The sequence below is a fragment of the Lactiplantibacillus brownii genome (assembly GCF_031085375.1).
GTDB lineage: Bacteria > Bacillota > Bacilli > Lactobacillales > Lactobacillaceae > Lactiplantibacillus > Lactiplantibacillus brownii.
On sequence record NZ_JAVCWF010000001.1, the window covers coordinates 2,984,849 to 3,009,648 of the forward strand.

23 protein-coding genes and 1 pseudogene are annotated in these 24,800 nt (G+C 44.4%); 6 read left to right on the forward strand and 18 right to left on the reverse strand.

Annotated elements, in window-relative coordinates; translation table 11 throughout:
* Nucleotides 1-68: 68 nt before the first annotated feature.
* Nucleotides 69-899: a helix-turn-helix transcriptional regulator gene (locus tag RA086_RS13895; RefSeq protein ID WP_308704364.1), complete on the reverse strand. Its 831-nt coding sequence runs from the start codon at nucleotides 897-899 to the stop codon at nucleotides 69-71.
* A gap of 143 nt (nucleotides 900-1,042) precedes the next feature.
* Between RA086_RS13895 and RA086_RS13900 the strand changes: the two genes are divergently transcribed.
* The 4 genes from RA086_RS13900 (at nucleotide 1,043) to RA086_RS13915 (ending at nucleotide 6,747) form a co-directional block, all read left to right on the forward strand.
* Nucleotides 1,043-2,806 (forward strand): ABC transporter ATP-binding protein, encoded by a 1,764-nt coding sequence (locus RA086_RS13900; RefSeq protein WP_308704365.1) that lies wholly within the window; start codon nucleotides 1,043-1,045, stop codon nucleotides 2,804-2,806.
* Entirely contained in the window at nucleotides 2,787-4,580 is a 1,794-nt protein-coding gene (locus RA086_RS13905) for an ABC transporter ATP-binding protein (RefSeq protein ID WP_308704494.1), read from the forward strand. Before RA086_RS13900 ends, RA086_RS13905 begins: the two co-directional genes overlap by 20 nt.
* Before the next feature lie 221 nt (nucleotides 4,581-4,801).
* The gene (locus tag RA086_RS13910) at nucleotides 4,802-5,857 is read left to right on the forward strand and encodes a GntR family transcriptional regulator (protein WP_308704366.1); all 1,056 of its coding nucleotides are present in this window, start codon (nucleotides 4,802-4,804) and stop codon (nucleotides 5,855-5,857) included.
* A 32-nt stretch (nucleotides 5,858-5,889) separates the two neighbouring features.
* On the forward strand, nucleotides 5,890-6,747 hold the full coding sequence (locus tag RA086_RS13915) for a helix-turn-helix domain-containing protein (RefSeq protein WP_308704367.1): 858 nt from the start codon (nucleotides 5,890-5,892) through the stop codon (nucleotides 6,745-6,747).
* Nucleotides 6,748-6,957: 210 nt separating this feature from the next.
* Here the strand turns inward: RA086_RS13915 and RA086_RS13920 are convergent, their stop codons facing one another.
* From RA086_RS13920 to RA086_RS13935, 4 genes are all read right to left on the reverse strand, one after another.
* Nucleotides 6,958-7,236: a type II toxin-antitoxin system RelB/DinJ family antitoxin gene (locus RA086_RS13920; protein ID WP_308704368.1), complete on the reverse strand. Its 279-nt coding sequence runs from the start codon at nucleotides 7,234-7,236 to the stop codon at nucleotides 6,958-6,960.
* A gap of 140 nt (nucleotides 7,237-7,376) precedes the next feature.
* The gene (locus tag RA086_RS13925; protein WP_407659076.1) at nucleotides 7,377-8,747 is read right to left on the reverse strand and encodes an Nramp family divalent metal transporter; all 1,371 of its coding nucleotides are present in this window, start codon (nucleotides 8,745-8,747) and stop codon (nucleotides 7,377-7,379) included.
* Nucleotides 8,748-8,809: 62 nt separating this feature from the next.
* Complete coding sequence (locus tag RA086_RS13930) at nucleotides 8,810-9,271, reverse strand: universal stress protein (RefSeq protein ID WP_308704369.1); 462 nt, start codon at nucleotides 9,269-9,271, stop codon at nucleotides 8,810-8,812.
* A gap of 101 nt (nucleotides 9,272-9,372) precedes the next feature.
* Nucleotides 9,373-9,924, reverse strand: a complete 552-nt coding sequence (locus RA086_RS13935; protein ID WP_308704370.1) for a PadR family transcriptional regulator — start codon at nucleotides 9,922-9,924, stop codon at nucleotides 9,373-9,375.
* Nucleotides 9,925-10,040: 116 nt separating this feature from the next.
* Between RA086_RS13935 and RA086_RS13940 the strand changes: the two are divergent.
* Nucleotides 10,041-10,577: pseudogene (locus RA086_RS13940) on the forward strand (phenolic acid decarboxylase).
* A 390-nt stretch (nucleotides 10,578-10,967) separates the two neighbouring features.
* Here RA086_RS13940 and RA086_RS13945 read toward each other — a convergent pair.
* The 3 genes from RA086_RS13945 to RA086_RS13955 all read right to left on the reverse strand — a co-directional run bounded on the left by RA086_RS13945 (nucleotide 10,968) and on the right by RA086_RS13955 (nucleotide 12,699).
* The gene (locus RA086_RS13945) at nucleotides 10,968-11,423 is read right to left on the reverse strand and encodes a GNAT family N-acetyltransferase (protein WP_308704371.1); all 456 of its coding nucleotides are present in this window, start codon (nucleotides 11,421-11,423) and stop codon (nucleotides 10,968-10,970) included.
* 99 nt (nucleotides 11,424-11,522) lie between these two features.
* The gene (locus RA086_RS13950) at nucleotides 11,523-12,209 is read right to left on the reverse strand and encodes a hypothetical protein (RefSeq protein WP_308704372.1); all 687 of its coding nucleotides are present in this window, start codon (nucleotides 12,207-12,209) and stop codon (nucleotides 11,523-11,525) included.
* Entirely contained in the window at nucleotides 12,184-12,699 is a 516-nt protein-coding gene (locus RA086_RS13955; RefSeq protein WP_308704373.1) for a Panacea domain-containing protein, read from the reverse strand. The genes RA086_RS13950 and RA086_RS13955 overlap by 26 nt, the downstream gene beginning before the upstream one ends.
* Nucleotides 12,700-12,872: 173 nt before the next feature.
* On the opposite strand from RA086_RS13955, the gene RA086_RS13960 reads away from it, so the two are divergent.
* On the forward strand, nucleotides 12,873-13,739 hold the full coding sequence (locus RA086_RS13960) for a DegV family protein (protein ID WP_308704374.1): 867 nt from the start codon (nucleotides 12,873-12,875) through the stop codon (nucleotides 13,737-13,739).
* Nucleotides 13,740-13,796: 57 nt separating this feature from the next.
* Here RA086_RS13960 and RA086_RS13965 read toward each other — a convergent pair whose 3' ends face one another.
* The 10 genes from RA086_RS13965 to rpmH form a co-directional block, all read right to left on the reverse strand.
* Entirely contained in the window at nucleotides 13,797-14,183 is a 387-nt protein-coding gene (locus tag RA086_RS13965) for a helix-turn-helix domain-containing protein (RefSeq protein ID WP_308704375.1), read from the reverse strand.
* A gap of 21 nt (nucleotides 14,184-14,204) precedes the next feature.
* Nucleotides 14,205-15,521, reverse strand: coding sequence for a C1 family peptidase (locus RA086_RS13970; protein WP_308704376.1), 1,317 nt, complete (start codon nucleotides 15,519-15,521; stop codon nucleotides 14,205-14,207).
* A gap of 163 nt (nucleotides 15,522-15,684) precedes the next feature.
* On the reverse strand, nucleotides 15,685-16,470 hold the full coding sequence (locus tag RA086_RS13975; protein WP_308704377.1) for an alpha/beta fold hydrolase: 786 nt from the start codon (nucleotides 16,468-16,470) through the stop codon (nucleotides 15,685-15,687).
* Nucleotides 16,471-16,596: 126 nt separating this feature from the next.
* The gene (gene lepB, locus RA086_RS13980) at nucleotides 16,597-17,184 is read right to left on the reverse strand and encodes a signal peptidase I (RefSeq protein WP_308704378.1); all 588 of its coding nucleotides are present in this window, start codon (nucleotides 17,182-17,184) and stop codon (nucleotides 16,597-16,599) included.
* A gap of 739 nt (nucleotides 17,185-17,923) precedes the next feature.
* Nucleotides 17,924-19,837, reverse strand: a complete 1,914-nt coding sequence (gene mnmG, locus RA086_RS13985; protein ID WP_308704379.1) for a tRNA uridine-5-carboxymethylaminomethyl(34) synthesis enzyme MnmG — start codon at nucleotides 19,835-19,837, stop codon at nucleotides 17,924-17,926.
* 24 nt (nucleotides 19,838-19,861) lie between these two features.
* The gene (mnmE, locus tag RA086_RS13990; RefSeq protein WP_308704380.1) at nucleotides 19,862-21,253 is read right to left on the reverse strand and encodes a tRNA uridine-5-carboxymethylaminomethyl(34) synthesis GTPase MnmE; all 1,392 of its coding nucleotides are present in this window, start codon (nucleotides 21,251-21,253) and stop codon (nucleotides 19,862-19,864) included.
* A 242-nt stretch (nucleotides 21,254-21,495) separates the two neighbouring features.
* On the reverse strand, nucleotides 21,496-22,392 hold the full coding sequence (jag, locus tag RA086_RS13995; RefSeq protein WP_308704381.1) for an RNA-binding cell elongation regulator Jag/EloR: 897 nt from the start codon (nucleotides 22,390-22,392) through the stop codon (nucleotides 21,496-21,498).
* 459 nt (nucleotides 22,393-22,851) lie between these two features.
* The gene (gene yidC, locus RA086_RS14000; RefSeq protein ID WP_308704382.1) at nucleotides 22,852-23,685 is read right to left on the reverse strand and encodes a membrane protein insertase YidC; all 834 of its coding nucleotides are present in this window, start codon (nucleotides 23,683-23,685) and stop codon (nucleotides 22,852-22,854) included.
* Between the two features lie 15 nt (nucleotides 23,686-23,700).
* A complete protein-coding gene (rnpA, locus tag RA086_RS14005) occupies nucleotides 23,701-24,045 on the reverse strand; it encodes a ribonuclease P protein component (protein WP_137626200.1) in 345 nt (114 codons plus the stop codon).
* Nucleotides 24,046-24,158: 113 nt separating this feature from the next.
* Nucleotides 24,159-24,293, reverse strand: coding sequence for a 50S ribosomal protein L34 (gene rpmH / locus RA086_RS14010; protein WP_003640225.1), 135 nt, complete (start codon nucleotides 24,291-24,293; stop codon nucleotides 24,159-24,161).
* Nucleotides 24,294-24,800 lie beyond the last annotated feature (507 nt).

Here is a 24,800-nt window from a genome sequence, read left to right on the forward strand (position 1 = left end):
GTTGTCAGGCAGGCTATATCAGGTTCCCGGCCGATACCAATTTAACGCACTTAATCAGTCAACCAGTTCTATTTGTTAATCAGAGACGGCGCCATCCCGAAATAGCGTTTAAACAATTTACTAAAATAGAGTGGGTCCTGATAACCAACCGATCGTGAGACTTCCCCCACGGTGAGCTGTTCTTTTGCTAACAGATCCTTAGCGCGCCGCATTCGCAACTTCGTCAAATAGTTAATCGGGCTTTCACCTTGAACCGTTTTAAACGTTCGCGATAAAACGGCTGGACTAATGTGTAAGGTCGCCGCTAAACTGCTCAGCGTCAGTTCTTCACTATAGTGGGCTTCTAAATAATAAGTCGCTGCACTCACTAACGCCGCATGTTCTTGTTTGACACTGCCTTCATCTTTCAACGATAAATAATCACTGCTGACGGCATTTTCTGGCAAAGCACGCAACAATAAGCATAACAATTCGACCACGAGTGCTTGCAGTAAAACTTCATGACCGAATTCTGATGGCCGCTGACTCTCCGTGACGACCCGTTGCGCACAAGCCATAAATTCGGTTTGAAGTGGGCCAAAGTTGATCAAACTATCTGCGAACGGTAAATGATCCGGCGTTTGTCCCGGCAAGGCCACATGCCGAAACCCAATATGCAACTGTAAGCTCTGCGATGCGGGTGGTTGGGTTTCTTGATGATGAACTCCCGGATTGAATAGTAACGCTTGACCAGCCACAACGCGTCGCCAGCGGCCTTCTACATTGTAATCAGAATAACCCGTTAACATGATCGATAACTCTAAAAAGGTATGTTTATGATAAATATAAGTTCCAGGCTGGTCGTTGCGATAAGGAAACGCATACAAGACATCCGGAATGAATTCTTTGAGTTTTAACAAGTAACCGCCCCCTTTGGCAAAAAATGCCATGTAATCAGTCAAAATATTCCATTCAAATCAAAGCCATTTATCGGCATACTAATAACCTAAGCTGGTGTCAGCGGGTGAACCCGTAACTTTCACACCAAGAGAGGTTGTGCACTATGAATCCTTATCAGTGGGTCTGGCAATATGCCAAAAAAAGTCGCTGGCAAATTGTGGTGGCCCTAATTCTGATCGTGATTAATTCGGCCGGTATCGTGGTCGTCCCATTACTAGGCGGCTTAATCGTCGACCGCGTCATTAATCAGGGCCATACCCAATTATTAATTCCTTATTTAGCTATCATGCTTGGCATGACCTTGTTTCGGACACTGATCCGCTACTGCTACATCATTCTCTGTGAACGAATCGGTCAAAATTCACTTTATAATATTCGCCATGATTTATTCACTCAGCTCCAGTCCTTGGATTACACTTTTTTCAACTCGGTCACGAGTGGTGATATCATGGCACGACTCACTGGCGATACGGATGCCATTCGACACTTTTTATGTTGGGTCACTTACAACACGCTAGAATGTGTGTTGTGGTTCCTAACCGCCATCTTCGTTATGGCCGCCATCAACTGGCAACTCATGCTCGCGTTAGTTATCTTGACCCCCTTTATTGCCATCCTCACCAATCGCATGAGCAAGGAAGCACACTCGGTCTTCTTCAATATCCGACAAAGCTTTGCCCGTTTAAACGCGATGGTCGAAGAAAACATTTCCGGTAACCGGGTCATCCGCGCCTTTGCACGAGAAAAATTCGAAGTTCAAAAATTTGAAAAGTTAAATCGTGATTATCGTGATAAAAACATGGCTTCAGCGGCAGTCTCACGACGTTATTTGCCAGCGCTAGACTTCTTAGCTTCATTGTTATCCGTCATCGTTTTACTATTTGGGAGCTTCTTAGTCATCAATCACCACATGACTTTAGGAGCGCTAGTTTCATTTAACGGCTTCCTCTGGATGCTGAACCAACCGATGCGCATGAGTGGCTGGCTGATTAATGATATTCAACGCTTTTCGGCAGCGACCATCAAGATTCGCGCGATGCTGGATGCCCAACCGGTTATCAAGCCAACGAAGAATGTCGCCGTCACGCCGATCAAAGGTGAAGTCACTTTTCAACACGTCGACTTTGCCTTTCCAGACGCGCCAGAAGTTAAAGTGCTCGATGATATCAACTTCACGGTCAAACCCGGTCAAACTTTAGGTATTCTAGGTGAGACCGGTTCTGGTAAATCAACCTTAATGAACATGATTGCGCGATTTTATGACCCCACCAGCGGCCAAGTTCTCGTTGATGGTCGAGATGTGCGGGACTGGCCCGCGCAAGTGCTCCGTAATCAAACCACGATTGTGACCCAAGACTTGTTCCTATTTTCCGATTCCATCGTGGACAATATCAATTATGGTAATCGACAGGCACCCGAACAATTCATCCGTGAAATGGCTGATATCGCCGATGCTAATAACTTCATTAGTACGATGCCTGATGGCTATGGCACAGTTGTCGGTGAGCGGGGCGTCGGTTTATCTGGTGGTCAAAAACAACGCATCTCTTTGACACGGGCCTTGGTTAAAGATCCCCGTATTCTGATTTTGGACGATACCACCAGCGCGCTTGATATGGAAACAGAAGCGACCATTCAAAAACGATTACGTAAAGTAACGCGCGATAAAACGGTCTTCATCATCGCCTCACGAACCTCATCTTTACGTCGTGCGGATCAAATTATCGTGCTTCGGCATGGCCGGATCGTTGAACACGGAACCCATGAAGACTTGCTCGCAATGGACGGCTATTATGCCGAAACTTATCGCCGGCAATTGGGCTTACTCAAAACAGCGAAAGGAGCTGATGACCTTGGCAAAGCGTAATACGTACAACGAAGACGAAAAGTTAAATGAACACTTTAATTGGCACGATTATGCGCGTCTTGGTCATTATTTACGCCCCTATTCTTGGCGGATGTTGCTAGTCCTGGGCTCAATTCTCATTGGAAATATTGCCGTGATCTTAGGGCCTTATCTGATGAAAGTCGCCATTGATTCAGCGATTCCACAACGTAACTTTCAGCTGCTCTGGTTGCTAGGGGGGATCTTTCTCGCTAGCCTCCTCGTTGCCTTTGGTTGTTTCCGTTACCGAATCTGGGCCATTACCGAAATTGGACAAAATTTACTCATTGATATGCGAACCGATCTATTCACGAATTTACAACAGTTACCCTTTTCCTATTTTGACTCCCGACCACATGGCAAAATCCTGATTCGAGTCGTCAACTATATCAATACGTTGAGTGATCTGTTAGCTAATGGCCTAGTTAATTTGATTTCTGACATTATTTCACTACTCGTCACCTTGGTCTTCATGTTTGCCATCAACTGGAAATTAACCCTAGATAGTTTAGTTTTGATTCCTTTCCTATTAATTTGGGCGTACTACATCCAAAAGAAACAACGGGTCGCTTATCGTGAATTGAGTAATAAACAATCGAATTTAAACGCTTACATTCATGAAAGTATTGATGGCATCAAAGTAACACAGGGTTTCGCACAAGAAAATAATGCCATTCATGCCTTTGATACAGTCGCTAATGATAACCGTGATTCCTATATGCGGGCGGTTAAAGTTCAATACGCTTTGAGTCCAGGGGTTCAAAATATCTCAACGATGACGACTGCCTTGATCTACTTTATTGGGATTCAGCAGCTAGGCGTCGTGGTCAGTACTGGGACCCTGATTGCCTTTCTCGGCTATATTAATAATTTCTGGAATCCGGTCATCAATATTGGGAACTTCTATAATTCTTTGATCACCGCTACTGCCTATTTGGAACGAATCTTTGAAACTATGGACGAAAAACCGACCGTGATTGACGCGCCTGATGCGTTTGCCTTACCACCAATTAAAGGTGATGTCCGGTTCAACGACGTTTCTTTCCGTTATGACGATGATGGTCCGCTGAACTTACATGACGTTTCATTTCATGCCCAAGCTGGTCAAACCATTGCTTTGGTTGGTCCAACTGGTGCCGGCAAATCAACCATTATTAATTTACTCTCGCGTTTTTACAACGTCACCAGTGGCACAATTACGATTGATAACGTGGACATTAGCCAAGTAACCTTGAAATCGTTACGGACGCAAATGGGGGTCATGCAACAAGATACCTTCATCTTTTCTGGCACGATCATGGATAACATTCGTTACGGCCGCCTAGACGCTACCGATGAAGAAGTGATTCACGCGGCTAAGATCGCCCGTGCAGATAATTTCATTGAGACATTGCCAGACGGCTATCAAACAACCGTCCAAGAACGTGGGGGTAGCATGTCTGCCGGCCAGCGCCAACTACTAGCATTTGCGCGCGTACTCTTAGCGGACCCGCGGATCTTAATTTTGGATGAAGCGACCGCGGCCATTGATACTAAAACCGAAGCCCTCCTACAAGCAGGCTTAAATGAACTGCTCAAGGGCCGTACCAGTTTCATCGTGGCACATCGACTCTCAACGATTCAACAAGCTGACCAGATTCTGGTCGTTAACGATGGTCAGATCGTCGAAGCAGGCCGCCATGAAGACCTTTTAGCCAAACGGGGGGAATACTATGAGCTTTATGAATCACAGTATCGCATGCTGCAAGCAGAGTAACGACTAATTTCAGAGTGTCTGTGATAAAAGGCAAGATGAGTCTGGTAGTTTATGCCAGACTCTTTTTGTTTCGCAAAAATTTGATAAAGACCTTTAATTTATGCACATCCTGGTATATTTTTACACTTGAAATATACCATGTAAGCGATTAGAATCAAACCATTAACCCACAATTAACGGCAAAAGTTGTTGGTCAGACTATACCAACTGGAGGAAACATTATGGCGAAATACGAAATCTTATATCAACGGCTGCGCATGGCGATCTTACGGGGAGAGTATGCCCCAAATGATCGGCTACCTAGCGAGAACGCCGTCGCGATTAAGTACGGCGTCAGTCGGATCACTTCGAAAAGAGCCTTAAATGATTTGGCTGCGGCAGATCTCGTTTATCGCGTTCGGGGTGGCGGAACTTACGTTAAACCACACAAGAGCACGACCCAACGCCAAATCTTACTGGTCTTGCCTTTTCCAGAAACAACGGCTTTTGGCGATTATCAAAGTGGCATTCGTGCGACGCTCAAAGATACGACTTGGAAATTAAAACTCATGGCTAACGAGGCTTTTTTACAGTTAGACATGAGTGCCCTCTCACACCAGTACGCCGGAATTATTTACTATCCACAAAACTTAGCCACTGAAATGCCGGTTCTAATGGCCCTGCATGCCCAACGTTTACCATTGGTCGTTTTAGACAAACGACCTTCAGCATTGGCGATTCCAAGCGTCGTTAGTGATAACGTGGCTGGGGGCAGTAGCGCTTGTGATCATTTACAAGCCCTCGGTCATCAACGGATCGCCTTTTTACCAGCGACACCCTTTTGGCAAACTTTCACTGGAACGGTCAGTGACCGATTCATGGGTTACTTTAACGAACTCACACTCAACAAAATTGATCCCAGCCTACCGCTACGCTGGGCACAAGCGCTACAGGCTTGTAGCGATGCACTACAGCTGCAAGCTTATATTCAAGCTCAAGCAATTACCGCCATCATTGCTGAAAACGATGTTATTGCCTTGCGTGCGATGCATCAATTACAAGAAGTTGATCCCAACGTCATGCAAAGCTTGGCATTGATTGGTTTTGATAATCTGCCAGCAGCTGAGAAAAACAAGCCGGCTTTGACGACCGTTGTCCAAGACTTTGCAAACATTGGCGCCAAAGCGGTCGAAGCACTATTAGATCAGATTAATAATCCTAAGCGCACTTTCAATGACCAAACTGTCGTTGATATTAAACTAATGGTTCGGGCGTCAACTGAAGACGTGCTACGCTGATCGTTAGCCATTTTTCGGAGGTGTTATGACTCATGAATGTTCAACAACTACAACTCATTTACCCACAAGCGACGGTGGTAACGGCACCTATTGTTAAGCCTAATACGGTCTGCATCAGGCTCGCAGCGGAAAAATATTTATGCATTGAGACCGCGAAACTTGGGCGCCGTGAACTCTCCCTCTTGGAACTGTTGACTCAAACCAAAGCACCCCAAGCCGCCATTGATACGTGGTCGAACTTTTTGACTGGCGAAGCCACAGTTGCACCACACACCACGGCAAAACAACTGCAGTTACTCCACTTTCAGGTTCGTTTTACCGACGACAGCCAGCATCATCACCAGTGGCTTGCAGCTTTAAGCGACTTGTTTAATGATGTCGTGCATCGTACTTTTACGACCGAAAATGATGGCTATTTATTACTAGCTGATCCCATCAGCCCCTTGACACAACCGGATTTGACCGGCTTATTAGATTTGTTAGATAACGATTTTTATACCAATACCCATCTATTTATTGGGAGCCGTCACGGTGATGTTCAAACGCTACCAGCCGCATATCGTTTGGAACGTCAACTTTTCGAGCAAAACCACAAACAAGCGGTCGGTACTTTAAGCAGTGCAATGTTACCTTACTTAGCCACGGTTCATCACACCGCACTAGATACTTTGACCAATGAGCTACTGACAGATCCTGATAACCAACAATTGATCACGGCTTTATATCAAACTCAGGGTAACGTCCGCCAAGCGGCAGCTCACCTCTTCTTGCACCGCAACACCTTGTTATATCGGATCGATAAGTTTGAGCGGTGCAGCGGGTTTAATCTGAAAGCCATGGATGATCTTGTGTACTGCTACTTATTAACGTTAGCCCAAACAAACAATTGAAAATTAGCTGATTGCAATAAAGTAAAAGCGACGAAACCTTACACAAAAGTTTCGTCGCTTTTCTTATCTAATTATTTATAACATATTAGAACCATCAGAAATTTTTCACGCTACACAATTCCCTCAATCAGCCCCACAAAAATGGCCAATATCAACAAGTTGCATCCATCTTAACTTGTTTAGAGAGAATGACTAACCATTGGTAAAATATCAATATTCATCATCGTCGTCATAGTACTCATCAAGTTTACTAGGTGCCTCAATGACTCGCAGTGGCCGCTGCTTACTCAATGTTTTTATTTTTAGATTTAACTTTTCTCGTTGTGACAAACTCACTTCAAATGGAACTGAACCGGTCGCCGCAATTTGTTGATACAAAGCGTTTATCAACGTCGTCGAATTCATTCCTAGCGCAACTAAAATACGATCAACCTCTTCTGATAAATCAGAATCAATAGAAACTTGGATCTTTTGTTTTTGTGTTGTCATGTGACCATTACCTCGTATAACTGCATTAGACTACTCTCAAATAACAGACGCTAGTGCCAATTCATCACAAGTTCAATTCCTATAGTCCTTAAAAAGGGCGAGTCTCAGCACATCCAGAGCTGAAACTCGCCTTTTCGACCTCAAGCTAAGGTCGTCCAAATTAATTGTAAATTCAAAATAACTAAAATTACTGCCACGATCCATGAAGTGTACTTAACCCAGGGCCGGTTAGCAAAGACACCCATCAATTTTTTATCACTAGTAAAAATAATCAATGGAATCATCGCAAATGGCAACGCAATCGACAAGAATACTTGCGAGAACGTTAACAGGCTTTCGATTTTTGCTTCATTACCATGATAGTAAACCGCGAAAATCAACACTGGTGTAATCGACATCAACCGTGTCAATAATCGTTGCGCCCAAAGCGGCATCCGCAAATGAATAAAGCCTTCCATGATGATCTGACCCGCTAAAGTACCAGTAATCGTGGAGCTTTGCCCTGAAGCGAGTAATGCAATTGCGAATAACATACTAAGCATTGGACTAGCAATCGCACCCACGATTTTGGAATTGTTCAGTGCATTGAACAAATCCGCAAAACGACCAAGATCACTATGCGTTCCGAAGAACAACGCTGCACCAAGAATCAGTAACAAACTGTTAACAACAAACGCTAAAGTCAGCTGAATATTCGAATCCGCAATCGTGAATCGAATAGTCTTACGAACTGACGCTTCATCATGAATGTCATACTTTCGAGTTTGAGAAATTGATGAGCCTAAATACAAATCATGCGGCATCACGGTCGCACCAACGATCCCCAAGGCCAAGTACAGCATTGGTTGATTGGTCAAAATTTCTGCCCGTGGCACATAACCGCCTAAAACACCCAAGGCATTCGGCTTTGATAAGAAGACTTCATAAGCAAAAACAAAGAGAATCACCGCAACCAGTGTCGCGACGATAGCTTCAATCTTGTGGAAGCCTAATTTCATCAAGAACAATAAGATCAAAACATCAAATGCCGTAATCGTGATCCCCACAATCAGTGGAAAACCGAATAAGAGTTCCAGCGCAATCCCTGAACCAATAATTTCAGCGATATCTGTCGCCATAATGGCCAGTTCTGTGATGACCCACAAACCCAGTCCGGCCCACTTTGAGGTGCGCTCACGAGTTAGTTGAGCTAAATCACGTCCGGTCACAATGCCTAATCGCGCTGACATCGCTTGTAGTAGCATCGCAATTAAACTAGAAAGTAAAACCACGCTCAGTAAGGTGTACTTAAAACTCGCACCCCCACCGATCGACGTGATCCAATTCCCAGGGTCCATATACCCAACCGCAATTAGCGCGCCTGGCCCCGTGTAAGCCAGCAAAGTTCGAAAATACCCTTTATCTTCAGGGACTTCAATCGTCCCATTGATTTCATCCAAACTTTTGCGTTGGGTCCCAGTTTCTTCAATAAATTTACTGGATTTTTTCTTTTCGCCCGTTTTCTTTTTCAAAACGGTACGCCCTCTTTCCACGTCTCTGCAACTCCTGAGGGGGTTGAGTTTAAATTTTTAGTTTAACGCACAACGATTACGGAGATTGGCGCTTTCCGCGCTAACCGCGGCCCAATCGCTCCCGCAATCTTTGAATGTGCAAATTGTGTATCGGCACCCGTAACTAACAAGTCCGGTTTAAAATCCGGAATCACTTGTTCTAGGATCACATCGTCGACATCCCCGCCTTCGTAGACGAGTGGTTCAACTTCAGCGATACCATCCTTTTTGGCTAAGTCAACATAGTCTTGAACTACTTGTTCAACATGTCTTCGCTTCGCCTGAATCTTTGATGGCGTGAGTGAATCAAAAATATTGATATCTTCACTCTCCATCACGGAAACGATTCCCAACGGCACCTCGTAATCACGCGCTAACGTGGTGGCATACCGAAAAGCCCGTTCAGAAGATGTATTGTCATCCTCATCCACGGTCAACAGAATCCGTCGATAGATTAATGGGTCATTCATTTTAGAACTATCCATAGTGTGTTACCCTCCTCATTGATTTGAATTGGTAATTGCACTGTTATTATAACCCTTTCGTTCAGTCCGTGTGGCGGTTCATCACTTCTTTTTAAGGTTGGCTAAGACTCGCTTGGTAAGGCCGCTAATGTTTGCTGCAACCAACCAACGTAGTAATTTTCTCGCCCCAAAGCATGTTGCAAAATTAAGTAATGACCAAAATTTTCAGTCTGTGAGGCTTTGGTGGGAAAGACCGTGGTCAACCGTGCCTGTAAATGTTGCAATTTTTCAGCATGTAATCGGAGTTGCTCAGTTAGCATCTCTGGCAAACGAGGATCGCGATTCGTTCGCACAAAGTAAAGTTTTAAAATGAACTCATCCTTTGTCGCCGTTAATTCAGGCGTCCCTGTTGTGATCCATGTCGTTAAACTCGCTTGTCCGGTTTCCGTGATATGATAAAGCTTTTTTTCTAGCTTCTCACCACTGATCATCACTTCATGCGTGATCAACCCTTGTGCTTCCAATCGTTTAAGTTGCGGATAAATTTGACTGTGTTGTGCTTGCCAAAATTCCCCAATTTCGTGGTCAAAGGCTTTCGTTAAATCATAACCAGTCAACGGTTGCTGATTTAGGAGCCCGAGAATAATGAATTGTAGTTTGTTTTTTTGCGCCATGAGTGATTCCTCCTTGACGAATGATTAACTTCAGTATACACTAACCTTGTTGTTTAAAACATGTAATAAATTACACGTTTTAATTTACTCATTCTAAATGAAGAGGGCTTAATCAAATGACAAAAACATTTAAAACTTTAGACGACTTTTTAGGGACCCACTTTATCTATACTTATGATAACGGTTGGGAATATGAATGGTATGCCAAGAACGATCACACCGTTGATTACCGGATCCATGGCGGCATGGTTGCGGGGCGTTGGGTCAAAGACCAAGAAGCTAATATTGTCATGCTAACTGAAGGTATCTACAAGGTTGCCTAGACGGAGCCCACCGGTACAGACGTGGCTTTAGACTTTTTACCTAACGAAGGCAAAGTTAACGGCACGATTTTCTTCCCTAAATGGGTTCAAGATCATCCAGAGATTACGGTGACTTTCCAAAATGAGCATATTGCATTGATGGAAGCTTCTCGTGAAAAGTACGCTACCTATCCTAAGTTGGTTGTTCCAGAATTTGCCACGATCACCTATATGGGTGATGCGGGTCAAAACAACGACGAAGTCATTAGTGAAGCACCCTACGCTGGTCTCCCAGACGAAATCCGTAATGGTCATTACTTCGACAAGAATTATCATCGTTTAACTAAATAATGTTTCACGTGGAACATTAAAACGGCCGTCACAAAAGTGGCGACCGTTTTCTTTTATTTACCGATACAATCATGTTTAGCCCGTCAGCTAAGCTATTTAACACCTATGCGATTACGTCGTCTCCACTAAACCGAATAGGTCACTCAGTTCATGAATCAATCCTAATTAAACTTGAAGCCACGTTTCTGGTCCCTTTAACTTTGCTTCAAAATCTGATGAAAACTTATTTCATGGAAGACCGCTCTCTCTTGAATGATATCTGCTGGAGGTTCTACTTTGCCAACTAATCATCCTACCGAGAGAAATTCTACGCTAACATTAGGAAAAGATGCAAAAAGCCCATTATAAGTCTCATAATGGGTCACAGCAGTGCTAGTTCAGTTTTGTGAACTAGTGTAAATTCAACGCAACATACTGTTCAGTATGGGTATCACGCAAGGTATAATTTGGCGGTAAAGCGTCTCGATCAGCTTTCACCACTTGAAAACCGACGCGCGAATAAAACTTGAGAGCCCCTTCATTAGCCATGACACACTTTAAAGTAAGCGGCTCAGTCGCATATTGACGCATCTCTGTCAGCAAACTTTCGCCGACGCCCATTTTACGAAAATCAGGCGCAATGAAGAGCAAGTGAATAAAATTTGCCAGCCGGTACAACGAGCAAAAGCCTGCTAAACGACCATTGATCCAAGCTACGCGGACAAATTCACCACGACTATCATGCTCAAAATCCGCCAGTCTGGGATCCGTGACCCACGGAAACTCCTGTTGCCGGTCAATCAAATAAAGTTCAGCTAACTCGGCCTGATCGGCCAAAGTCGCCGTTTTAATTTCAATCGTTGTCATCGTAATCACGCTCCCCCCATCATTAAGGCTATTATGCTTGTTTTATAAATATAATACAACTATCTAAAAAGGGCTGCCCACGTTAGACAGCCCCAATAGCTAAGCTAGTAAATCCATTGCACGAATAAAGCTAACTTGCTTGAACTCTTCCTCAAAATATTTTCGAAAAGTTTGCTGATACGGTGCCACTTCACGATACTTTGCTAATAAATACTCATCAGTCGATTGTTTTAACTGTTTTACAGGAAATATTAGATGATAAGGATCGAAGAAAATGACGGCCAACCAATTCTTTTCTTTGCTCGTCCCTGGTTCGCTCACAGCGTACACTAAAAACACTCTAAACGCTGAACGCCGCGTCAGTTGATTCGGATCGTTATCCATATCTGCTTCACGAATACCATCGTGATATTCATCTAATACATTATCAGGCAAATATTTATGCAAGACACTCATGATTCGCGCGCTATTTGACCGATGAAAGTCTACTGGAGTCGTTCGCTTTAATATTAATTGTGGCTTGCGACAAACAGCTTTAATATCCGCCTCAATCCGATTACCCATGATGAACATTTCATCAGGAATAAAGTTAGAGAAATACAAGATCGGATCCCGTTGACAATCTAAACAGGTTTCTAGAAAAACAACTTCAGCATCCGCATTATGCACCTCTAAAGATAAGTTCTTGTGCCCATTCATTAAGCTTATCCCAGCATCAATTTTAGGACTGCGCTTCGCTTTTTGATTGAATAACTTAAGATTAAATTTGGGATTGTTGTTTGACATAGCCGATATAGTCCTCTTTAATCGCTTCATTACTCATCTTGCTATGATTTTCGTTTTTAAATGCAAGTTGCCAAGCGCGATCCTGATGTGATCGTTCAACTAGGCCAAAATCATTTACGGTATTAATTTGGTCAGCCAAGTCATCGATAAACGATAAAACCTCTTTGCCATTTTCGGTTTGTGGTTTATAGTTATCTGGAATATTTTTAAAGTCACCACTCTTATATTCCGCATAAACTTTATTTAATACTGGACCATATCGCCAAGCTTCAAACTGAGCTTGAAACAGTTCTTTAGGATAACGTTCACTTTGCAAGCTAAACTCGTTCTTGTCATCTGAATAATCAATATTTCCATAGGTTGCAGCGTAAAATGCCCAAAGAAAATATAGTCCTTTTTGAACTTTTAATGGTGTTGGGTTGTCAAACCGATGCACAAGATGTGCAATCAAAACCGTGACATCCTCGAATACATAATGCTCTTCACTCATGGGATCCCCCTCATTCTTTCAGCAACTATATCATACATCTATTAATTACGTGAAAGGAACTGATTTCAGCCAACTTTATTTGCGTTATCCAGCCACATTCATGAAAACTAGCATTCACCACTACACAAGCGGTATAATACAGCATAATCTGTCACGATGAAAGCAGGGGAAAAATGCGAACAGCAATTGTTACCGATAGCGCGAGTTACTTATCGGCCGCCGATATTAAGAAATATCATATTTTTGTAGTACCAATCACCGTTATCTTTGGCCAACAAACTTACTTGGAAAACGTTGAAATGACGTCCAAAGAATTTTACGAACGGATGCGGACTGCGCCAGAATTACCAAGCACGACGCAGATCACGCTTGGTCAAATGCAGCAAATGTACGACCAATTGGCTGCGGATGGCTATGATGCCGTTATTAGTATTCATCTTTCTTCTGGCATCACCAGTTTCATCACAAACCTTGAAAGCTATCTACCGAACGTTACTAACATTAAAGTTTACCCGTTCGATTCCTTGATTACGGCCGCGGGTGAAGCAAATATGGCTTTACTAGCTGCGAAGCTGATTGCCGCGGGGAAAACACCAGAAGACGTGATTGAACAACTACAACATTTGCGCGATACGACCGAAGTTTACTTTGTCGTCGATAATCTCAGTCACTTAGTTCGCACGGGACGGCTTTCTAATGCGTCACGACTGGTCGGCAATTTGTTACGCATCAAACCCGTCTTAACTTTTGAAGATGGTAAGATCGTCGCAATCGAAAAGGAACGAACCATGCGCCGGGCTTATGCCGCCATCAAAGCCAAATTAGCGGCGGCCATCGAAGCAACTGATTATCCGCTGCGTATCACGATTGTTAACGGGAATAATCCCAAGTTACAAGCCGCATGGGTAGCCGATATCAGCGAAAGTTTTCCTGACTTGACCATTGACCAAAGTGAAATTGGCCCAGTAGTCGGCGTCCACGTCGGTGAAGGTGTCATGGGGTTATTTTGGGCTAAGGATTGGGAAAAATGGCCCGAATAGTTTAAGCAAAACAACCAAAAGGAGCCTCGCAACGTTCAGTTGTGGAGGCTCCTTTAATTAAGCTTGATGTTTCTTCTTCTTTTTACCTTTTTTCTTACCAGTCGGAACTTCAGCCTTCGCGACAAGTTTGCGGGCTTTCTTCAATAATTTCTTGTGTCCGGTCGCATCTAATTGTTCCCAAAGGATCGCTAGCTCCGGGGCAATCGCCGGCGTCGCAGCAACTGCAGGCGCGGCAGCAGCGGGGACCGTCGCTCCGAGCAACCATTCTGGTTCCACGTCCAACGCCTGCGCCAATGTGACGACTTTATCATGTTTTGCCACATATTTGCTACTCAACCACTGACTGATTGAGGAACGACCGATGCCAGTCGTTTTAGCTAATTGTGCGGAGGTGATTTGGGCTTGTTGCATCGCCTTTTTAAGTCGTTCTGCAAAAATACTCATCTGATTTCCTCCTGTCATGATTTAGTGCAACGGATCCCAAGCTGGCAAACGCCGCGCGGGTTCCTTGAGCAACGCTTGAAATTCTGGTGCCAAGAAGTGCTTGTGAACCACTACTTCATAAACATAGTCGTCAAACCAGTCTTGCGTCATCACAAAGTAACCTTTATCACCATTTTCTGAGCCCCAACTATTTTCAACTTTCCATTTAGTTGGCGTATCAGCGACGATATCGACACCCGTCAACGTCATCGCATGACTCACTTCGCCTTCGCCTGTCTGTAACCGTTGCGCTTTGGTCAAATGGCCGTTAATTCCAAATAATTTAGCGGTTTCATACAAGTGTGCATCCAAATAGCCCGCTTTTCGATCCATTTGCTGCAAAACGTCATTGCCAAACCAGATCGTTTCACCTGATTTGAGCTGTTGCACAGCAACATCCGTCAAAACGCCCATATCAACGTTCAAAAACTCGATTGGCCGTCCCCCGATGACATTATCTTCATCCGGCAAGCTATATAACTGATTGAGCGGCTTGTCAGGCGAATTAGTGACGACCACATAATCATCTAAGTCAGTTTCAAAATAATTTTGATAGAATGCTTGTGGTGTAAGTTGTGCGGTTCGATGATAATTTTTATCATCATCACGATAGGCCAAATCAAACGTGGTCGGTGGCTCGCCAAATGAATAAACCGCGATCCGATAGACCTCTTGTAACATACTCTTTTCAAGTGACTGTAATTCTGCTTCATCCGCGCCATTCATGACCAGTTGACGTAACTTCAAGCCATCTTTACGTAGTTTGCGACTCATGACTGCTTGAAAATCAGTCGTATTAGTCGTATTAAACGTTTCTGGCATCGCACTCGCTGGCACAACCCCGTATTTTTGTACGAGACTCGCCGCCATTGCCCATTGACCCCCGTCTTCACCCGGATTATCAAATAGGAATTGGACTAAGCGGTCACTGATTGGTTGGCGAGCCGTCTGTTCAACATTACGGTAAAATATGTTAGCTCGTTCAATTTTATCCCAGAAGAACAAATAATTTTCTGATAATTCAAAATCTTTAACATGATATTTTGTCGCAAATTTATGCCGTAAAGTGTTGAGTAGTGAAAACTCCCAACAGCGGCCACTGTGCTTTTGATTGCTGACCTTGCCAGTAGGTAAATCAATTGAAAAGGTTCGATCTAAACGAGTCGCGGCCTGATTATCATAGCTCGTGGCTTTGATGCCATTCTTAGTGATTGCACGCGTTAAAACTGGCGCTAACTGATGCTCTGCCTGCTTTGCACGTAAAGCGGCTAAAGCCGTTTTTGTCAATTCAGTTGCCATTTAATTACCTCCATCAATACTCATTTAAAATTAATTTCATATCATTGGTCACAATTCTAGCCTTGTTGTGCTTGGAGTTCAATGGAAATGAACAGCTTTTGTTTACTTTTCTAAACAAAAAGGGCGATTAAGCCATTTTAACTGGTTTAGTCACCCTTTTAACTTAATCAGCCGCTAAAAATTTCAGCATGACTTGATTGAATTTTTCGGTTTGTTCCGCCATCACAATATGTCCAGATTCAGGCATCACAAAAGCTTGCCCCTGTGGCGCTAACTTCGCACTTGCGGCCGCATGGTCAGCTGACCAAAAAGGACTCTTTTCCCCAGCTATAAATAAAACTGGTACGGTGACTTGTGCAATCACGTCCCGCCAATCCTGAAACGCATGATCGTACAATAATGGTCGATTCAACACATAGTCGAACACCGTCGTTCCTTGCGCGGCTTTGACCGCTCGATAAGTTTCGTCATCAATATGTTTATACGTGGTATGCACTTGATACATGGCCTCCGCCGCTTGCGGAAAGTTATCCCAAGTTAAATCAAGCATGCCATAGGGCCAAGTCACATCTGTGATCATCTTAGGTGACTGATCAACACTGATAATTTTACGAATTAAGCCATCACCATACAATGAACAATAAGCCCAAATCGTCGCGGCACCCATGGAGTTACCCATCAAATCAACATTTGTTAAATTCAACGCTGCCAATAATTCTGCCACGTCTTTCCCTTGGCGACTCATCCGTAGTCCTTTGACCGTCGTCTGTGAATGACCATGATTGCGCCGGTCCAAATTAATGACCCGATAGCCCTGTGCCACCAACGTCGCCACTTGAGCCCGCCAAATTTCTTTAAACCCTGCATAGCCGGTCATAATCAAAATAGGCTGGCCTTGCCCGATATCATCATACGTCAACCGCACGCCGTCACTAGTTGTAAACCGCATTTAATCACTCCACTTTATGGTTAATTTTTTAAGCTGTTGGCCCGATTATACCATGTTAATTAACCGATTCGACGGCTAAAAATGGTCAAAAAAAAGCAGCCATCTGACAACGATGACTGCGTTTACTTAATAACCAATTGAATTGACATTGTGTCGTTTGGTGGCATTCGTATCCCAGAATGGCACTTTAACCACGCCCAGGATTTTTTTAGCCGGCACAAAGCCCCAGTAGCGACTATCGTTAGAAACGGAACGATGATCCCCCAACACAAAATAACTGTTCTTGGGTACCTTAGTCGTCTTGATTTTCCAGCTCATTTTAGTCGACAACTCACCAAGCGTCCAATTACCAGTTCCTTGAGTGCGTTCAAACTGGCTGATAAACTTTTCACTGAGTGCCTTGCCATTCACATACAGCCGACCATCACGCGAACTAACGGTATCACCAGGCATCCCAATGACCCGTTTGACGTACTTGACGCTCTTTGAACGGGCATCCCCATCAACCTGATAAGCATTAAAAACGATGACACTAAGATGTTTTATCTTGGCTGTTTTGACCACCGCGACCCGTTCATTGTTCTCCAGATTAGGCTCCATTGAAGGCCCATCGACCCGAACCATTGTGAACACAAAATGTCGAATGACCATAGCAATTAACAGCCCCACGACAATTGGTAATACCCAACTCATGATGTTTTTGAATGTTTTCATCCACCAGTTTCTCCCTTATCCCCACGATTGCTTTCAATAATTATAGCCCAATTACTGGGCCATGTCCGTTAATGACTGATGGTTTTACAAATTTATAATCCTACTGTCCAATCTCTAATTCGAACGCTTGACCATTTTTGTCCCAATTGGTCTGCTTCATCATGAACAAACTAATGTGGTGTAGCTCTCGTATTTATTAAAATAGCTCATTAGTTCCATCTCCGTTGACCAGCACGTTTGCTGTGAGGCAGACCTGCAGCCAAAGAACGGTCTGCAGGGCGCTTTCAAGCCGGAAGCCCACGTCTTAAAAGTCGGCCAGACACTAACCTGGGTAAAACCGCCCAGCTAAGTGTCTCGACACGGCAAACGAGCTAGTCAACTCCGACGTTAAATAGTGACCTAACTAAGGAAACATTGATAAACCCAGTATTAACGAAAGAACAATTGATATTAGAATCACTGATTAGTGCAGGGCGGGCTGGATGATGCTCAGTGGTGAAATTTTCCTTTGCTGGTGAACCTCCAGCTTAGGAAAAGCCCGGCTTGTGAGACCGCACTTTGGCTCACAAACGTGGCCACCACGTTCCAGCATCAGTCCAGACCAACCGGAACGACAAGCTAAACAGATGCTTAATACATATGATGGCTACATTGCACTGGTCCACAGAGACAAGAGACCCACTAACTAAACAAAAAAACGCTAGCCACCATTATCGATGACTAGCGCTCAACAGTTTTATTAATTTTGAACCTTGGCAATCCGCCCTTGTTGAATATAAACACTCAAAATGGCGATATCTGCTGGGTTAACCCCGCTGATTCGCGAAGCTTGAGCAATCGTTGCCGGTTGGATCTTCTTTAACTTTTGATGCGCTTCGGTGGCTAAACCATCGATAGCATCATAGTCAATCCGATCTGGAATCTTCTTAGCTTCCATCTTCTTCAAATGGTCGACACGGTCTTCGGCCTTTTTGATGTAGCCAGCGTACTTGATCTGAATCTCGACTTGTTCAATAATATGCCGTTCCAACGGTTCCGCAGAGGCTGGGATAAACTTCATCAAGTCAGCATAGCGTACTTCGGGACGTTTCAAGAAGTCCGCTGCCAAGACGCCATCTTTAAGTTCGCCAGAATTGTGATCACGCAAAAATTGATTAACTTCAGCACTAGGCTTGATTCGGATCTTGCCTAAACGGTCAAGTTCATCTGTGATAGCTTGTCGTTTTGCTTCAAATTCCGCATAACGCTCATCATCAATCAAACCTAAGTCGTGACCTTTATCTGTCAATCGTAGATCAGCATTATCATGCCGCAAAATCAATCGATATTCGGCACGACTCGTCAATAAACGATAAGGTTCTTTCGTTCCCTTAGTCACTAAATCATCGATCATGACACCAATGTAAGCATCACTACGCTTCAAAGTGAATTGGCCACGGTCTAATGCTCGTAAACCGGCATTGATTCCGGCCATTAACCCTTGTCCAGCCGCTTCTTCATAGCCTGAAGTTCCATTAGTTTGACCCGCAGTATAAAGATTCTTAACTAGCTTGGTTTCCAAAGTCGCTTTTAATTGGTAAGGAGACACCACATCGTATTCAATTGCATAGCCTGGACGCATCATTTCAGCGTCTTCGAGGCCTTTAATTGAATGCAAAATACGTTGTTGCACTTCTTCTGGCATTGAGGTCGATAAGCCTTGCACGTACCATTCATCCGTATGACGACCTTCTGGTTCCAAGAAGAGTTGGTGACGCTTCTTGTCAGCGAAACGCACGATTTTATCTTCAATTGAAGGACAATACCGCGGACCCACCCCTTCAATCACACCCGTAAACATAGGCGCCCGATCGAGGTTTTCTCTAATAATCTTGTGCGTCGTCTCATTGGTATAAGTTAACCAGCAAGATAATTGATGCGCCAAGTCTAAATAGTCTTCGTCTTTAGTTTCGAAGCTAAAATGATGGGGTTCTGGATCACCCGGTTGTTCTTCAGTCACACTATAATCAATCGTGTTGCCATCAACCCGTGGTGGTGTCCCAGTCTTGAAACGTTCTAGGTCAAAACCTAGTCTTTCCAAATCACCCGATAATTTCATCGCTGGTTGAGAATTGTTTGGACCAGAAGAATACATCAATTCACCAATGATGATCTTGCCACGAGCGGCTGTCCCAGTGGTCAACACGACACTCTTAGCACTGTAACGCGCCCCAGTATTCGTGATGACCCCTTTGCAGACACCATCTTCTACGATCAAGCCATCGACAATGCCTTGGCGCAACGTCAAGTTAGGTTCACGTTCAATCGTATGTTTCATTTCTGAATGGTAAGCGTGCTTATCAGCCTGCGCGCGTAAAGCCCGCACCGCTGGACCTTTACCAGTATTGAGCATCCGCATCTGGACGTAAGTCTTATCAATGTTACGGCCCATTTCGCCACCTAAAGCGTCGATTTCGCGGACCACAATTCCCTTAGCTGGACCCCCAACAGAGGGGTTACATGGCATAAACGCAACCATATCCAAGTTAATGGTCATGAGTAACGTCCGATTGCCCATCCGTGCAGCAGCTAATGCCGCTTCGGAGCCGGCATGACCAGCCCCAACGACGATCACGTCATAGGCCCGGCCAGTATATTCCTTTACTTCTGTCATAATTAAGTCTTTCCTCCGTACCGCTTACTTACCCAAACAGAACTGGCTAAATAATTGGTCGATTAATTCATCTTCATAGCTATCCCCGGTAATTTGCCCGAGAAATTCCCAACAACGTGTCATATCAATTTGGACCAAGTCAACCGGCATCCCCGCTGCAATCCCTGTTTGGACGTCTTGGAGCGCTTGTTTGGCTTGATTTAACAACCCGATATGTCGCGCATTAGTGACCATGACACTATTCTGACTGCTCTCAATGCCTTCATTAAAGAACATTTTCGCAATCCGTTGTTCAAGTTGCTCAACACCTGCTTGCTGCAACACGGACATGCTCATCACATCAGCCGGATCGACCGCTGTGAATAATTCCGCTTGGTCTAATTTAGCAGGTAAATCTGTTTTATTTAAAATAACGATTCGTTTTGACGATTTAGTTTCAGCTAACAAAGCCTGATCTTCTTTGGTTAGCGGCTGACTGTTATCCAAAACTAATAGCACGAGATCCGCTGCGCCAATCGCTTTACGACTACGTTCGACCCCGATCTTTTCGACTTTATCATCGGTATCTCGAATCCCGGCCGTATCCACTAACTTCAACGGCACGCCGCGAACGTTCACGTACTCTTCAATGACATCTCGCGTCGTCCCAGCAACATCCGTCACGATGGCTTTGTCTTCATGCAATAAATGGTTTAGCAAACTGGATTTACCCACGTTTGGTCGCCCAATAATCGCTGTGGCTAAGCCTTCACGTAAGACTTTACCTTGCTTGGCCGTGGCTAATAATTGATCAATGCTTTGACCAACTTCGGCCGCTTTTTCCTTCAACATTTTAGTCGTCATCGCTTCAACTGCATCATATTCAGGATAATCGATATTCACTTCAACTTGCGCCAATACATCTAAGATATCTTGCCGTAAGTGACGAATTAAGGTCGATAGATCCCCATCTAACTGGTTTAAGGCAACTTTCATCGATTTGTCCGTTTTCGCACGGATCAGATCCATGACGGCTTCAGCTTGGGATAAATCAAGCCGACCATTTAAAAAGGCCCGTTTCGTAAACTCACCAGGTTCGGCCATCCGCGCACCGTGACTCAAAATCAACTGGAGAATCTCATTCGTAGCAACTAAGCCACCATGACAATTGATTTCAATGATATCTTCACGAGTGTACGTTTTCGGCGCTCGCATGACGGAAGCCATCACTTCATCGACTTCTTGTTGCGATTCGGGGTCCACAATGTGTCCATAATTAATCGTATGAGAGTGAACTTTACGTAAGTCCTTCCCCTTAAAAATCTGTGCAACTACCTCAAATGTTTTATCACCGCTAATGCGGATGATAGAGATCCCACCTTCACCAGGTGGCGTCGAGATCGCCGCAATCGTGTCAAATTCCGTGGTCGCTGGCATAACCGATCAAGTCCTTTCTTTACGTCGTTTCAGCGTTTCACCGCCTAATACCATACCAAATTTTGTGGTCAATTAGTTAATAATATGTCCTAAAATGCAGAAAAAAAGCGCCTAGTCCACGCCACCTTAAAGCGTGGATAAAGCACTTTGACTACTTTATCTAAAAGATAAGAATGATTAACACTTACTATAATAGCTCATTTGTCGTTTGTCAAACGCCTGTTTGCATTCCAAATAGCCCCTTATTTGCGCGCGGCAACCACGACGGCCCGATGAGGATCGCGACCTTCCGAGAACGTAGTCACGTGGCGATTATTGGCTAGTTCCGCATGGATTAATTTGCGTTCAAACGATGGCATTGGATCTAGAAAAACTTGCTTGCCGGTCGCAATCGCTTCCCGGGCCGTACTTTCCGCTAGCCGTTGCAACGTTTCCTCACGACGTTCCCGATAGTCATCGACATCTAAAACCACATTCACATGTGACGCGCCATGATGATTCATATAAACTTGTGCCAAATCCTGCAAGGCATTGATCGTGCGACCATGTTTGCCAATTAAGAGCCCTTGTTTTTCAGTATCAAAATTCAAGGTCGCATAGCGATTCCCAAAATCAACGTCTAAGTCCGCCGTGATGCCCAACTGTTTCACAATTTCTAATAAGTAGGCGCTCAAGTCACGCACCGCTTGCTCATTGGCTGCTTGCCGGGCGGCGATTTGTTCAGGCGTCCGTTCTGGTGTCGCGGATGCGGCTACGCTCGAGTTGGCCGCTGAAGTTGCGATCACAACTTTTGCTGCCGAAGAGACTACTGATTGCGTTGAAGCTGGTGCTAGCTTGCTCACAGACTGTGGTTTTGGCTGGGCAACCGGCTTGGCCGTCACCTTGGGCTGATTTTTTACAGCAGCCGCAGCACTGGCCGGACGCGTTGCTGACTTCACTGGTTGTTCAGTGGCACTAGCTGGCGCAGCAGATTGCGGTTTAGCCGTTAGTCGAACTTGTGCCGCTTGTTTGCCCAAACCTAAAAAGCCCTTCTTTGGTTCCGCAACGACTTCAAGCTCAACCTGATCACGGGTTAAATGCATTTGTTTTAAACCAGCCGCCGTAGCAGCTGCGACGGTATTACCTTCAAATACTGTCATACGATTTCCTCCTCGATAAAAATACCTAGGTTCATTATAGCATTACCCTATGACGGACGGGAATCTAGGTCATATTTGCTACTTTTAGACCTTTTTCGCTGGCAAAACTATCGTTATGACTAATCAATCAAGGCCAAAACGTTATTGACTAAGCGGTAAAGAACGATGGTGTATGTATTCTGGATGGCACTTTTGCTGATTCCTACCTTGATAGCCGAAACGTGGTAGTGTCAACTGCGAGCTCCGCTTATCCCGGTTAAGTCACTGCTCGGAAGCCCCCCCTACTTCAATAGCCGAAACGTGTTTGGCCAAACTGCGTCCTCCGCTTAGCTACGCCAGTCAACCACTCGGAAAAACACCGAGTAATTGACTGGCTGGGCTATGCTCGGAAGCAACCCGTTTGACCTCACACTCTGACCGTAAAAAAAAGACCCACCACATGGGCAGGTCCATTTGTATTTAACGTTTATGATTCCGAATCGCACGCTTTTTAGCTCTTTCAAGGTTGCGTGTCCGGTCTCGTTCTTTGGCCTTCTTCTCTGCCCGTTCGCGATTGATCTTGAAGGGGTTTTGTAGTAACAAGGTCTGTCCAACCTGGAACGCGTTGGAAATAACCCAGTATAAGGATAACGCGGATGGGACGTTGATGGCAGTAATCAAAATGACTAATGGCATCAAGTACGTCATCGAAGTGGTCATCCCGTTTTGCTCTGGCTGCGACTTCATCGACAACCATGAACTAGCAAACGTGAATAACGCCGCTAGGATTGGCAAAACATAATACGGATCTTTACTCCCAAGTTGCAACCAGAGGAACGAGCCAGTCTTCAACGCTTGCGTCCGCCAAATTGCTTGGTATAAGGCAATCAAAACTGGCATTTGAACTAGCAACGGCAACATGCTGGCCATCGGATGAACGCCGTACTGTGAGTACAGCTTCTTCATCTCAGCTTGGAGTTTTTGTTGCGTTTCCATATCGCGTGATGAATATTGCTTTTGTAAAGCTTTCATCTGCGGTTGGATTTCTTGCATTGCAACCATGCTCCGAGTTTGGAAGATCATCAATGGTAAGATAATGATCCGAATAATCAACGTAAACGCGATAATTCCGAGTCCATAACTATGACCAAACAAGTGTGATAGCCAAATAATCGCCCGTGAGAAATTCAAGATGATCAAGCCATCCCAAAATCCGGTGCTCTTATCCGTGATTGGGGTATTACTACACCCGCTCAACACTAGCACTAAGGCTAGTACGGCCAGCATTGCCAGTATTTTTCTGTACTTTTTCAAACGAATGTCCTCACTTTAATCATTGTCCAGCAGGTGCGCTAGCTTTAGCGCATGGCTAAGATAAGCTTTGGTTTCGGCTTGCGACTTACCGGCAACGGTTGGTCGGGCAATGACGAGGAAGTCCGCATCTTGCTTGAGCTGCGGTTTCAACTCGGTGATTGATTGCCGAATCCGGCGCTTGACCCAATTCCGAGCGACCGCATTCCCAATCTTCTTACCGACTGAGATGCCCACTCGAAAATGTGGCTGCCCCGGTTTATCCAAAACGTAAATGACAAATTGACGATTGGCATACGAGTTGCGGGTCTCAAAAACTTGCTGAAACTCAGTTTCTTTTTTTACCCGATATGATTTTCGCATAATCCATCTCCATGTGTGCGCTCAAGCTAACCTGAGCGAATTGCTACACAACTTTACAGCCCTGAACAACAAAGTCCAGGACTGTAAAGAAAAAGCCACTGATTATCAGTGGCCTATGCAGACAATACTTTTCTGCCTCGTTGGCGTCGACGGGCTAACACTTTACGGCCATTGCTGGTGCTCATCCGTTTGCGGAAACCATGGACACGTTGACGATGCCGCTTCTTTGGTTGGTAAGTTCTCTTCATCATGACACCTCCTTCTCTATAATGACATGAATCAATTCGATTAAGTCGTTATTTTCAAAACGCAGTCTAATCCTAAACGCATTTCCTGAATACTATAGCATATATTGTCAACTTTGAAAACCATAAAATTGTTTTAGCCTTATATCGTATGCGGCTAATTGCTAAAAAGTTTTAGCCAAAAGCTTGTGGAAACATTTTGGACAATTTTTACCGTCCACAAATTGTGCACAGGGTTATCGACAAAATAACAGCCTGTGACAAAGTTATCCACAGGACTATTTTTGAGTGTGCATAACTCTTTTGATTACTGTTAAACCAAGCTTGTTTTTGAACGCCACTCTGTGCATAACTTTCAAATAATCTCAAATGCCTGTTTTTTAAACATCCTGTGGACAAAATTAAAAACAGCCTGTGATTTATTTTTTAACCGTTTGTCCACCTGTGGAAAACTACAGTTGTTCATGCTAAAATAGAATTACGTTTTTTAAGAAAAGGGGTATCCACGTG